Raw genomic sequence first — 12,077 nt, forward strand, 5'->3', positions numbered from 1 at the left:
GCTACTTGACGGCCTGCTTCATCCAGGTGAGCATGTCCTCCACAGCCCCCGGCGCTGGCCGCGACCAGTCCCAGCGGCCGTCGGTATCGGGGCGCACGCCGGAGGGCAGCATCAGTTCGTGGTCGGCGTTGGCGTATACCCGCACGGCCGAGCCCCGGCGGTAGCCGACCACCCCGCGCAGCCGCTGGGCACTTTCGCGGGCGTTGAAGTGGGTATCGGCGGCCCCGTAGAGCAGCAGTACCGGCACGCGCACCTGCTGCCAGGCCGTACGCGGGTCGAGCAGAAAGTCGCGCCACTGCGGCTGGCTTTGCAGCTCCGCGGCAGTTGGCACCCGGCGCGGCAGCTCCGTTAGGCTGACCCAGGGCTCCGGCCCGATTCGCTGCAAGGCCTGGTGCAGTTGAGCCGAGTCACCTTCATTGCCCCGACGCACGTAGCGCTCTAGCTGGGCGGCGGCTTGCTGGGCTTGCCGGATCTGCGCCTGCTTCACTCCTTGCTGCCGCAACCGGGCCGTCATCTGCTCCTGCCGGGCCGCGGCCGGCGAGATACCCGGGGCCGACAAGCTCACCACGAATGCCACCTGACGCCCGGGCTGCCCGGCGGCCAGCGCCGCCACGTTACCACCCTGCCGAATGCCCCAGAGCCCTACGCGCGCCGAATCGACAGCGGCGTTTTTTCGCAGCGCCTGCACGGCAGCCTGGGCATCTTCGGCCAGCAGCTGGGCGGCGGGGCTACCGGGTTGGGATGCGTCGCGGCGGTCGTAGACCAGCGTCATGAAGCCCTGGCGGGCCAGCAGGTCGGCGTAGGCGTTCAGGTCGCGCTGGCGCGGGGCATCAGCGGCGTGCAACAGCACTACGGCGGGGTGGCGGCTCAGGGTGTCGTCGGGAATGAGCAGGCTGCCGCGGAAGGTGAGCGGGCCGCTGCGGAATTGCAGGGTTTGGGTGCGGTAAGGGCGCGGGTCAGGCTTGCCGCGGCGCACCAACAGCAGGTCGGCCTTCACGCTGTCGGTGGAAAAGAAGCCGCGCAGAAAGTCGCCCTCGCGAATGGCGTCCACAGCCATGTTGCCCACAGCCCCGGGCTGCCGCTCAAAATGCAGCTGAGGTGACTTGAACGTCAGATTTTCGGCCGGAAACCCCAGCCCCTGCAGGTCGGCAAACCGCAGGTCGGCCTGCAGCTGGCCGGGCTTGATTTCGCGCAGATCCAGGGCCGTGCGCAGGTCGGCGCCCTGGTAGCTGATGCGGCCCTCGTAGTGCCCGGTGGGCGGGGGTAGCACCTTGGCCCCGCCCTCGGAGGAGCAGCTGCTCAGCCATGCCAGCCCGGCCACACCCAGCAGCCCCGCAGCCCGGGCCGGGCCGACGAAAGAAAAAGCAGACCTGCCGTTACTCACAGGAGGAGAGTTGGTGAAACGTACGCCAAAGGTAAGCGCTGAAACGGTGCGGCAGCGGCAAGGCGGATTGCGGACTGGCACCAGCGGTTCCGTGCGCGCTCCAATAGGCCAAGATTGCGGCTTTACAGGCCTTTGCGCAGAATCAGGTCGGTCTGGATATCGGAGCCCACCCGGAACTCGTGGGTGCCGATGGGTTTGAAGCCGAAGCGCTGGTAGAAGGCAATGGCGCGCTGATTCTGCTCCCAGACGCCCAGCACGACGGTGCGGCAGTTTTTGGCCCGCGCTTCTTCAATGGCCCGGCGCATCAGCGAGGCACCCAGACCAGTACCAATCCAGTCCTCGCGCACGTAGAGCCGCTCGATTTCCAGCCGGCCGGCCGCGGGCTTGCCCGGCTCCAGCCCCAGCTCCGAATCGGTACGCAGCTTGGCGTAGCCCACCAACTCCTGCACCATCTGGCCCAGCAGGAAGGTTGTTTGCGGGTCCTGGAGCTCCGCCAGCTGCTTTTCCGGACTGAAGTTTTCGGCTAGGAATGCGACCATGTCCTCGGCGGTATTGGTGGCGGCAAAGGTTTCCTGGAAGGTCTGACGGCCCAACTCGGCGAGTTGAGCCGCAATGGGGGCCGTGCGTTTAGCCACGGTAATACGAAGCGGAGAAGTCATGCGGGCACGAAGAGTAAAAGTCGGAAGGTGCGGGCCGTAAGTACTGGCGGACCGGACAAGGGCTACTGAGGGCCGCCGGTACGCATCCGCCAGCCCACGCGTATCATTAGAATGGAGGCGGCCAGCATGGCCACGCCCAGCACGCCTTCGCGCACCCCGAGGCTGGCCAGACCGGTTTGCCGGAAGCGGTAGCACAGCACCACCACCTGCAGGGCCAGACCGAGCAGCAGCAGCACGCCGGCCGTCAGAAAGAGCCAGCCAACGACCTTTTGGGAAACGGGATGGAGCTTGCGGGGCATAGGGGCACGCGGAGCAGAAAACGTTAGTCGATTACGTCGTTTTGCCGGCTGGTACGACGCAGCCGCCAGCCCGTGCGCAGCATAAACAGCGCCACTACAATGCCAATCATGCTTATCACCAGCCGGGTCGTGTCCAGGCTATTGGCGGCCCAATCGGAGTAGAACTGCGGAAAGCGCAGGGCTTGCACCACCAGGAGCAACGTTCCTAGAAGTAGGTAAAGAGCACTGCGCGTACGGTCAGGATGGGAAGGCATAATCAGAGAATTAGACGTCAAACTTAGTAGGAAATTCCCACGGCCCGGCCCACGAAGGCATCGGTAGCCAGCTGCTTGAGCATGAAGTCGGCTACGTCGGCGCGGGAAATGCGGCCCTTAATTCGGGCTTGGGCAAAGCTGAGCGCCACCTTGTAGCCGCCGGTGCGCGCGCCATTCGTAAGCCCGGCCGGCCGCACGATGGTCCAGTCGAGGGGACTGGCCTGGATCAAGGCTTCCTGCCGCTCTTTGTCGGCAAAGACGTGCTTGAGAAACAGCGGCCGCACCACCCGGCGAAACAAAAAGCCTTCCTCGCCCCGGCTGCTGCCCACGCCCAGGGAGGTTGCGCAGATAAACCGCCTGACTCCGTGCTCCCACATGGCCTCCAGGATGTTCTGGGTGCCGTCGGAGAGCGTCGTGTCGCCGACCTGGTTGCGCTTCACCCCCAGCGCCGACAGCACCGCATCCTGTCCCGCCACGACGGCCTGAATCGTTGCGGGCTGCAGAATATCCCCCGCCACCACGCGCAGGTTTGGGTGCTTCAGCTCAAACCGGGTTGGGTCGCGCACAAAGGCCGTGACGCTGAACTGCTGCTCCAGGGCCTGCACCACCAGTTGGCGGCCCGTGCCGCCCGAGGCGCCGAATACGAGAACTTTCATAGCAGAGGCGTTAGTACCTCCCCGCGTACGGCTGCGGTTGCAAATTGATTTTACCTGCGTACTTTTGCCCTACCAATTCGTTTCCGCGAGAGTAGCTCAGTTGGTAGAGCATCAGCTTCCCAAGCTGAGGGTCGCGAGTTCGAACCTCGTTTCTCGCTCATTGATTAACAGGCACTTAGCTATAAAGCTAGGTGCCTGTTTGCTTTTGGTTTAAACGATGGTTTAAACATCCTGTTGTATAGCGGAAGCTAGTTGTGACCAGTTAGCCTCGTCTCACTTAACTACTTATCCGAGGAGCCATCTTTACAATGAACTTATATAACGATGAACTTGAGCATGGAAAGCAGAGAAACTTGGCGATTGGTCTACTAACCATATAATGTCCAATTCAGCTGATAGTTCACTCACAAGCTCATCTTTAGTTTGATTAGAGGGTCTTCGTGCATGTTCATCATACAGTTCCTTTTTGACCGCATCATTAAGGATGATTTCTAAGCCACGCGTATTGTTAGAAGGTCGGCCATCTCGTCTTCTTTGCAGAGCTAACAGCCAATGCTCAATGCATTGCATAGGCAACATGAAAATAGTTCTAGTCATCCAATCAGTGCGATGAACGTCACTAATTTTATCCTGAAATCCCTTGACACGCTCTGCCCAGATCGTTGGTGTGCTTGAATCTAGATCACGGCCGATAAACAAACAGCCTAGTTTATATTGGGCTTGCCCAAAACCAGCTAGCCAAGCAGCGCGAAAACCATTGTCAACCCCCTTATTATTCACCCCCCGAAATTGCTTACTATACCATGGATGCTGTATAAAAACAACAGGATATAACACACTTATTTTCAGCAGATATTCCCGAAGAAAAAGGCTTTGCCCTTCATCTTCTCCAAAAAAGCCATAAGTAACTTCTATCATCGTGGCACCCCCCCTAAGAACCCTGAAACCCAATGCTCACCTAATGAATCAGTATATTTTGTAAGAGGCAGGCCCTGTTCCTTATATTCTTGATTTGTCTGCTCAATTATATCGGCTGCATTATGCACAACTGTTTCACCATTTTCACGATCGAAAACAGATATACATTCTGGAATATCAGCGAAATGATCTACAACATATGGGCTATGTGAAGTTAATACAATCTGTATATCGCGTAGACGAGCTAAATCAAAAATAAAATTCATCACCTCCTTTATTCTGCGTGGATGAATACCTTTTTCAGGCTCTTCTAAAAGCAGCAGCTTAGGCGGAGAAGGCTGATGTACTATGCAAAGCAGAGCAAGAAAGTATAGAACACCTTCCGATACTTCCTCTGCCCAATAGCTAATATCGTCCTCATCAAAAAACTTCAATTTAAGTTTACCGGGTTCGCTGGGATCGGCAGGCGTAGATATTGACACAAGCGATCCGACACACTTGGAAAAATCCTTTTCCAACTGGCGATAACGGCTCTTATGGTTCTGCCCTAGATTGTATAGGAAATTAACAATGTTTTTTCCGCTTGATGACAGCCTTTCTTGATGTGAAAGACCAACACTTAACGCAAAAGAAGAAGGCTCAATCCTGTAAACAACAAGATTAAAAATCTCACTTTTAAGACCAATCACTTCATCAGATGGCCTATACATATCTTCATCAGGGTCAGAATAATATTGATCAACATATCCACTGAACTTATGCATTTCTTTTGCATTATTCAACACAACTATTTCTTGCCTAAAATCCACTCTACCTTCATTTACAATATCATAATCATAACCTATAATTAAGCTAATAGCTTTATCTACATACTGTTTTGTCTCTATCACAAATCGAATAGGAACTTGAATATTTTGTATATACAAGTTACGTGGCACGAGAGAAGCAAATACATCCGGATTCAAAGCCAAAGAGGGATGCATCTGTATGCATTTAGCCATTAGCGCAATGCCCTTCATAAAGTTCGACTTGCCAGAATTATTGGGACCAATAAAAAGGCTAACCTTACCTAACTTTACCGAAGTGTCTCGAATACTTCGAAAGTCCTGAATGCGGATGGTGGTAAGCATTTTAGGAAAGTGTTTAAAAAACAAAAATGTGAGAAATTACAGAACAGAGTGATGCAGCTTAAATATAGTGATTTATATATATAAAACCCAATCTATTGTCTGAAGGTCCAAACCTCAGACAGAGTTTACACTGGCTTCTAGATCATTTCGTGACTAATAGTGGCCATCAATGCAAGAATAGCACTTTTGATAAGTAACTTTCGTGCCTCAATTACCAAAAGTAATGGCTAATAAAGAAGCTACTGCCCGAATCAAAATCAATAAGTTACTAGAGGAATCTGGCTGGCGGTTCTTCGACTCTAAGGAAGGCAAGGCCAACATTGTGCTTGAGCCGAATGTCAAATTGACAACTGCACAGGTATCGGCCTTGGGCGACGATTTCGAAAGCGTAAAGAATGGCTTTATTGACTTTCTGCTGCTCGATGAGAAGAGCGCGCCGCTTATTGTACTGGAAGCCAAAGCAGAGGATAAGAGCCCGTTGGTTGGTAAAGAGCAGGCGCGCAAGTATGCCCGCTCACAGAACTGCCGATTCGTGCTGCTTTCCAACGGCAACTTGCACTACTTCTGGGACCTTACGCAAGGGAGCCCCCAGGTGATTTCTAAGTTTCCAGGTCCAGATTCGGTAGCTGGTTATAAGAAGTTTGAGCCTAACCCGCAGAAACTAGTCGATGAAGCAGTAAAGGCTGATTACATAACTCTTACCCAGCTCCCAAACTACGCCAACGAAGCCGGATGGAAAACGGATAGTGAGCGGCCAGAATTCATTGATAAGAACAAGCTCCGCTTTTTGCGCCCATACCAACTGCGCGCTGTGCAACGACTGCAGGAGGCAGTAAAGGAAGGGAATAGCCGTTTTCTGTTCGAGATGGCTACTGGTACCGGCAAAACGCTTACTGCGGCAGCCATTATCAAACTCTTTCTGCGCACAGGAAATGCGCGTCGAGTGTTGTTCCTAGTAGACCGGCTAGAACTGGAAGATCAGGCCAACAAGGCTTTTGTGCAGCTGTTGAAAAACGATGCAAAGTCAATCATTTACAAAGAGCAACGAGACGACTGGCGTAAGGCCGAAATAGTTGTCACTACTGTACAATCGCTGCTGTACAACGGCAAATACCAGCGGCTGTTTGCCCCCACCGATTTTGACTTGGTGATTTCTGACGAGGCCCACCGTTCCATTGGCGGCAATGCGCGGGCGGTGTTCGAGTACTTCATAGGTTACAAGCTCGGCCTCACAGCTACGCCGCGTGACTATATCAAGCGCTTCGATACGAACAAGCCTACTACCCGCGACCCCCGTGAATTGGAGCGCCGAATGCTGCTGGATACTTACCGCACATTTGGCTGTGAATCGGGGCAGTCTACGTTTCGCTACTCTCTACTGGATGGCGTGAACGACGGCTTTCTGATAAACCCCGTGGTAGTGGATGCCCGCACCGATATTACGACGCAGTTACTTTCAGATGAGGGTTACGCGACGGTGGTAGAAGATGAACTCAGCGACGAGGATGAAGGAGAAACCTACTTTCAGCGCGATTTCGAAAAGAAGTTCTTCTCTGAAAACACTAACCGTGTGTTTTGCGAAACGCTGATGAAGCACGGCTTACGCGACCCGATTAGTGGGGAATTCGGTAAAACCATCGTATTTGCGGTAAGCCAAGCTCATGCTGCCAAGCTCACCCAAGTGCTCAATGAGCTGGCCGACAGACTCCATCCTGGCCGCTACCAGTCCGATTTTGCGTTACAAGTGACCTCGCAGGTACTAGGTGCCCAACAATACACCATCAATTTCGCCAACAATAAGCTGCTTGGCAACGCCAACTTTCTGCCGGAGTACCGCACCAGCAAGGCCCGCGTATGTGTGACGGTGGGCATGATGACAACCGGCTACGACTGCCCTGATATCCTAAACCTGGCGCTGATGCGCCCCATTTTCTCGCCCTCGGAATTTGTGCAGATGAAGGGTCGGGGCACCCGCAAGCATAACTTTTTGGAAGAATTATTTGACCAGGACCAACACGAGTTGGTGCGCCACCCGCGCAAAACGGCCTTCAAACTGTTCGACTTCTTCGCTAACTGCGAATACTTCGAAGAGAAGTTTGACTACGACCAGGTGCTGAAGCTGCCGGCCCGCATTACTTCGGCCAAGCCCGACGACGACTTCGGCGGTGGGCAGCCCCCAGCAGGCACCTACCAAGCCACCGAAACCGATGCTGTGCGCACCTTTCAGGAGCAACAAATCGGCCTCGAAGGCATGAAGATTGACCGAATGTTCTTCGAAAAGTTCGAGGACCAAGTGACGGCCGACGACGTGCTACGCCAACAGGTGGAAGCCGGGCAATGGGAACAGGCCACCGAATACTTGGTCAAAACATTTTTCGACAAGCCACAGGAGTATTTCAACCTTGAAAAGCTACGCAAAGCAGCAGGTGTAGATCGCCGCCTAACCGTGCGTGAGGTACTGGAAAAGGCCTTCGGCCGGATCCCGTCCTTTAAGTCTAAGGATGAGTTGCTTGAAGAAGAATTCGGCCGGTTCGTGCTTGATTATAAGCCCGCCGACGCCGAGCACATCGTGGCTATGAAGTACTTTTTTAAAGCATACATCACTGACGGCAGACTGCGTACTATCTTGGCAGATGGCCACCTCACCGACCTCAACACCAACCCCAGCTTCGGTATGGCTGACTATAAAGCCGTGCCGGCCAACTGGCGTAATCTCATACCTACATACATTAAGGATTACGTCCCGCTAAACCGCTTTTTGTAAGCCAGTAGCAGGTAGTGCCTAACTTTTTTGTTTTTTTCCAGTGCTCGATACCGAAACCAAACGCCGAATAGATTCTTGCCGCGACATTCTGGTGGGCAAAGTGCCCGACCCTAAATCGCAGGTAGAGCAGATTACTATTGCCCTGATTTATAAGTTCATGGATGACATGGACGCCGAGTCGGAGGAGATGAATGGCAAGCGCACCTTCTTTGCCAAGGAGTTTGCCCGTTTTGGCTGGTCGCAGCTTATGGCTCCCGGACTCGGCGGGCAGGAAATGCTCAACCTCTACTCGGAGGCCATTGCCCGGATGAACGAGAACCCTGGCGTACCCACGCTGTTCCGCGACATCTTTAAAAACGCCTACTTACCCTACCGCGACCCTGAAACGTTGCGGGCCTTCCTCAAAGAAATCAATGCCTTCAGCTACGACCACTCCGAGCGGCTGGGCGATGCATTCGAGTATCTGCTCTCTGTGTTAGGCGCACAGGGCGACGCCGGCCAGTTTCGAACCCCGCGTCACCTGATTGATTTTCTAGTGGAGGTCATCGACCCGCAGAAAAATGAAACCGTGCTGGACCCTGCCTGTGGCACTGCAGGCTTTCTCATTTCGGCCTACAAGCACATTCTACAGGCCAACACAGACAAGCGCCCCGGCGACAAGCTCACGCCCGATGAGCGCGCGCGCTTAGTGCGTAACTTCCAGGGTTACGACATTTCGCCCGACATGGTGCGCCTGTCACTGGCCAACCTATACCTGCACGGCTTTCCCGAGCCGCGCATCGAAGAGTACGACACACTCACCAGCGAAACACACTGGAACGACACTTTCGACGTGATACTGGCCAATCCGCCTTTCATGTCGCCTAAGGGTGGCATCCGGCCCCACAAGCGGTTTTCAATGCCCTCCAACCGCTCGGAGGTACTGTTCGTGGACTACATTGCCGAACACCTCTCACCCCAGGGCCGAGCAGCCATCATCGTGCCCGAGGGTATCATTTTCCAGAGTGGTATGGCTTACCGCGTTTTGCGCAAGCTGCTTGTGCAGCAAAGCCTAGTGGCCGTAGTTAGTCTGCCGGCCGGTGTATTCCAACCCTACAGTGGAGTAAAAACCAGCGTGCTAATTTTAGACAAGCGCTTGGCTGCCCACGCCAACGAAGTGTTGTTTGTCAAAATCGCCAACGACGGTTTCGGCTTAGGCGCGCAACGTCGTGAAATGGCCGGCTCAGAGTTGCCCGCTGCAGCCACCCAGCTTAGTACATGGTTTCACCACTTACGCAAATCTGCAATTGGTACCACCGAAACTGACCTCAACGGTCTTCATTTAGTTAGCAAGTTCCGCATTGGGGAAAATGATGATTGGAACTTGAGCGGGGAGCGGTATCGGGATGGAGTGGCCCAGTTGACTGATTTTGATATGGTAAGCTTAGGCGATACATCCATTTTTAAAATTGAAAGTGGTGGTACCCCGTCTTCTACCGAAGCTGCTTATTGGGATGGTGGCATTCCTTGGGCGACTCTTGTTGATTTGCCGGCCGGAGATTTTATTACCTCTTTAAAAGAAACTAAGCGTACCATTTCGTCCGAAGGGCTTAAAAACTCGTCGGCTAAAATATTGCCGGTAAACACAGTTGTGGTTTCGACCCGCGCTACTATTGGTCGCATTGCTATTACTAATGTTCCGCTGGCGACCAATCAAGGCTTTAAAAATATCATCATCCAAAACGAGTCAGTAGCAATGCCTGAGTTTGTAGCATTGATGATGAAGCAGCTAGTGCCGCAGATGGAAGCTCTAGCTACAGGAGGCACATTCAAAGAAATTTCAAAAGGGGCCCTGACTACTCTGGAAATCCCTCTGCCCCCGTTAGCCGTGCAGCAGGAAATCGTAGCAGAAATCACTAGTTATCAGCAGCGCATGACGGAATTGAATCGAGAAATTCTTGAACAGAAGGAAAGGGTTAAAATTGCTATCGAACGGGTGTGGGGTACAGCAGTAATAGCTGATTAGATAATAATACGATGGAAGAAGCCGCTCGCATCCGCGACTATCTGCCTCGCCGTTTCAAAAATGAGCGGGAGCAGGAATATATCAACGCGCTCTGGCAGGCATTCGAACAGAATTATCTTGCTGGTCAATACCAGTTCGCGTTGCTAGCCTACCACATGCTTTTCATGAGTTGCGTTTACTGCGCTATCTGGCAGATTAAAGGCAACCGTAAGGTTCTATTGGAAAACGCACTCATTCTACATCAGGACGAGGACAAGATTCTAAATGCCTCCTCGCCGTTCAATTTTAGTGAGATGCAAGAGCGTGCCGTCTTCAGCCTGTTGCGACTAGTCAACTGTGAACGTCAGCATATCGGGAAGTTGAAAAAGCTCGTGGATGACCGTAACAACATGGCACACGCTAATGGCAACATCTACTACACGAGCGAAGCCTTAGCCAACAGTAAAACTAGAGAGGTACTGGCCCTGCTTGATATTATCCACGATTTAATGCGCCCTGTGGTGCAGGAGTGCTTTAAGCAGTTTCTGCTCAATAGCCATGACCCTGAACTCCGAGAGTATCCAATGGAAGAAGACCAGATTCAAGAGGTATTAATATACACCAACTACTTTTCGCCAAATAATGAGGAAGCCTGCTTGAACTTCGATTTGGAGCCCTTACGCACCCACGAGCACTTTGATAATATGCAGTCTCTTTTCGACAAATTCTGCACTATTCACGCAGACTACTGAGTGCTCTTTGCTCCTTGTTTCTCTATCACAGCCAGTACTTAGTAGATGCTTCTAGTAATTCCAGACCAAAACCCTACGCAGTTCACGAAAGTGCAAGCAGGTACATTCACCGAGTTTTCGATTTGGGAGCGCGCTCATATCCAAGAGTGGGTCCGCCAAGCCCCTGAGGTATTGGGAGAGGACCTACTCATCGTGAGTATGGAGTTTGACCGTTTTAAGCAGAGTTCAGACCGCCTCGATCTGCTAGCGCTGGACAAACGTGGCAATTTGGTAGTTGTGGAGCTAAAGCGCGACGGGTTGGCCAGCTATGCGGATCTGCAGGCCCTACGCTACGCGGCGATGGTCTCCACCATGACCGTTGAGAAGCTTTTGCCCTATTTCGTGCATTACCAGCAGAAATACCTGGGCCAAGTTGATATGACAACGACTCGAGCGCAGGAGCTTATTCAAGAGTTTGTCACAAACAATGACACGTTTGAACAACTATCTAACCGACCGCGCATTATCTTATGCTCTGAAAACTTCTCAACCGAGCTTACGACAACCGTATTATGGTTGAACCAGGCTGAGTTGGATATCTCATGCGTGCGTATTGTGCCGTACAAAGTTGGTGATAGTGTGGTAGTAGTCCCAACTAAGATTATTCCGCTACAAGAAGTCAATCAGTACATGATTGAGCTAAAACACAAGGAAGAAGGACGAGAGCAACAAGCGGTGCAAAGCGGACGGACGGAAACATTCACGCTATTGATGGATCATGGGCACTTGAGCGTAGGAGACAGTATTTACTTGCGCGACAGACTGCCCGTTTATCTTGGCTCAGAAGCGAAAGATGCCTCAAACGATGCACTTTTCCGAGCAGAGATACTGCCGCGTCAGGGTAAAAGCTATACGGTGCGCTGGGATTACGATGGGAAAGTGTACTCCTTGATGAACCTAACCCAGACTATTTTTCAGCAATTTCATCCAGCCGGAGTACGTCCAGCAGGCATGCAGGCAGGCAAACATTGGGGCCTAGCGGACGGCCGCAACCTAGTTGAGTTGGCTGATGAGGTGTGGGCAGATCTACAATCTGGTGAAGCCACCTAAAAACACCCTTCCAATTCTAATATGCTGTTTTGCATTTGAATTGAGTGAGCGTATTTCAGAAAATACAACTCATCAACTCTGGGCGTTGCACCGGTAACGGTAGCCGGAATCACCGGTAACGGTAGCCGGAATCACCGGTAACGGTAGCCGGAATCACCGGTAACGGTAGCCGGAATCACCGGTAACGG

At 52.8% G+C, this 12,077-nt stretch carries 11 protein-coding genes and 1 tRNA gene; 5 read left to right on the forward strand and 7 right to left on the reverse strand.

Annotation, left to right across the window (positions count from 1 at the left end; translation table 11 throughout):
• Nucleotide 1 precedes the first annotated feature (1 nt).
• From EWM57_RS01670 to EWM57_RS01690, 5 genes are all read right to left on the reverse strand, one after another.
• The gene (locus tag EWM57_RS01670; protein WP_129919384.1) at nucleotides 2-1,384 is read right to left on the reverse strand and encodes an alpha/beta hydrolase; all 1,383 of its coding nucleotides are present in this window, start codon (nucleotides 1,382-1,384) and stop codon (nucleotides 2-4) included.
• Nucleotides 1,385-1,506: 122 nt separating this feature from the next.
• Nucleotides 1,507-2,043, reverse strand: coding sequence for a GNAT family N-acetyltransferase (locus tag EWM57_RS01675; protein WP_129919385.1), 537 nt, complete (start codon nucleotides 2,041-2,043; stop codon nucleotides 1,507-1,509).
• Nucleotides 2,044-2,105: 62 nt separating this feature from the next.
• Nucleotides 2,106-2,342, reverse strand: coding sequence for a hypothetical protein (locus EWM57_RS01680; RefSeq protein WP_129919386.1), 237 nt, complete (start codon nucleotides 2,340-2,342; stop codon nucleotides 2,106-2,108).
• 23 nt (nucleotides 2,343-2,365) lie between these two features.
• Nucleotides 2,366-2,596 carry a hypothetical protein gene (locus EWM57_RS01685; protein ID WP_129919387.1) on the reverse strand — a complete coding sequence of 77 codons (231 nt, stop codon included), beginning with the start codon at nucleotides 2,594-2,596 and terminating at the stop codon, nucleotides 2,366-2,368.
• Between the two features lie 23 nt (nucleotides 2,597-2,619).
• The gene (locus tag EWM57_RS01690; protein WP_129919388.1) at nucleotides 2,620-3,252 is read right to left on the reverse strand and encodes an NAD(P)-dependent oxidoreductase; all 633 of its coding nucleotides are present in this window, start codon (nucleotides 3,250-3,252) and stop codon (nucleotides 2,620-2,622) included.
• Between the two features lie 85 nt (nucleotides 3,253-3,337).
• Here EWM57_RS01690 and EWM57_RS01695 point away from each other — a divergent pair.
• Nucleotides 3,338-3,410 (forward strand) — tRNA-Gly (locus EWM57_RS01695).
• Between the two features lie 145 nt (nucleotides 3,411-3,555).
• Here the strand turns inward: EWM57_RS01695 and EWM57_RS01700 are convergent.
• Together EWM57_RS01700 and EWM57_RS01705 are read right to left on the reverse strand one after the other, a co-directional pair.
• Nucleotides 3,556-4,170 carry a hypothetical protein gene (locus EWM57_RS01700; RefSeq protein WP_129919389.1) on the reverse strand — a complete coding sequence of 205 codons (615 nt, stop codon included), beginning with the start codon at nucleotides 4,168-4,170 and terminating at the stop codon, nucleotides 3,556-3,558.
• The gene (locus EWM57_RS01705; protein ID WP_129919390.1) at nucleotides 4,167-5,300 is read right to left on the reverse strand and encodes an AAA family ATPase; all 1,134 of its coding nucleotides are present in this window, start codon (nucleotides 5,298-5,300) and stop codon (nucleotides 4,167-4,169) included. The genes EWM57_RS01700 and EWM57_RS01705 overlap by 4 nt, the downstream gene beginning before the upstream one ends.
• A 223-nt stretch (nucleotides 5,301-5,523) precedes the next feature.
• Here EWM57_RS01705 and EWM57_RS01710 point away from each other — a divergent pair, with 223 nt between their 5' ends.
• The 4 genes from EWM57_RS01710 to EWM57_RS01725 all read left to right on the forward strand — a co-directional run bounded on the left by EWM57_RS01710 (nucleotide 5,524) and on the right by EWM57_RS01725 (nucleotide 11,889).
• Nucleotides 5,524-8,064, forward strand: a complete 2,541-nt coding sequence (locus tag EWM57_RS01710) for a DEAD/DEAH box helicase family protein (protein ID WP_129919391.1) — start codon at nucleotides 5,524-5,526, stop codon at nucleotides 8,062-8,064.
• A gap of 40 nt (nucleotides 8,065-8,104) precedes the next feature.
• Nucleotides 8,105-10,069: an N-6 DNA methylase gene (locus EWM57_RS01715; RefSeq protein WP_129919392.1), complete on the forward strand. Its 1,965-nt coding sequence runs from the start codon at nucleotides 8,105-8,107 to the stop codon at nucleotides 10,067-10,069.
• Between the two features lie 11 nt (nucleotides 10,070-10,080).
• The gene (locus EWM57_RS01720; RefSeq protein WP_129919393.1) at nucleotides 10,081-10,800 is read left to right on the forward strand and encodes a hypothetical protein; all 720 of its coding nucleotides are present in this window, start codon (nucleotides 10,081-10,083) and stop codon (nucleotides 10,798-10,800) included.
• A gap of 198 nt (nucleotides 10,801-10,998) precedes the next feature.
• Nucleotides 10,999-11,889, forward strand: a complete 891-nt coding sequence (locus tag EWM57_RS01725) for a PDDEXK family nuclease (protein WP_129919394.1) — start codon at nucleotides 10,999-11,001, stop codon at nucleotides 11,887-11,889.
• Nucleotides 11,890-12,077: the final 188 nt, after the last annotated feature.

The sequence above is a fragment of the Hymenobacter persicinus genome (assembly GCF_004167665.1).
In the GTDB taxonomy this organism is placed as follows: Bacteria; Bacteroidota; Bacteroidia; order Cytophagales; family Hymenobacteraceae; genus Hymenobacter; species Hymenobacter persicinus.

Coding starts and splice junctions, on each gene's coding strand:
- EWM57_RS01720 (WP_129919393.1), top strand. CDS start 10,081: ATGGAAGAAGCCGCTCGCATCCGCGACTATCTGCCTCGCCGTTTCAAA.
- EWM57_RS01675 (WP_129919385.1), bottom strand. CDS start 2,043: ATGACTTCTCCGCTTCGTATTACCGTGGCTAAACGCACGGCCCCCATT.
- EWM57_RS01680 (WP_129919386.1), bottom strand. CDS start 2,342: ATGCCCCGCAAGCTCCATCCCGTTTCCCAAAAGGTCGTTGGCTGGCTC.
- EWM57_RS01685 (WP_129919387.1), bottom strand. CDS start 2,596: ATGCCTTCCCATCCTGACCGTACGCGCAGTGCTCTTTACCTACTTCTA.
- EWM57_RS01705 (WP_129919390.1), bottom strand. CDS start 5,300: ATGCTTACCACCATCCGCATTCAGGACTTTCGAAGTATTCGAGACACT.
- EWM57_RS01710 (WP_129919391.1), top strand. CDS start 5,524: ATGGCTAATAAAGAAGCTACTGCCCGAATCAAAATCAATAAGTTACTA.
- EWM57_RS01690 (WP_129919388.1), bottom strand. CDS start 3,252: ATGAAAGTTCTCGTATTCGGCGCCTCGGGCGGCACGGGCCGCCAACTG.
- EWM57_RS01725 (WP_129919394.1), top strand. CDS start 10,999: ATGGAGTTTGACCGTTTTAAGCAGAGTTCAGACCGCCTCGATCTGCTA.
- EWM57_RS01700 (WP_129919389.1), bottom strand. CDS start 4,170: ATGATAGAAGTTACTTATGGCTTTTTTGGAGAAGATGAAGGGCAAAGC.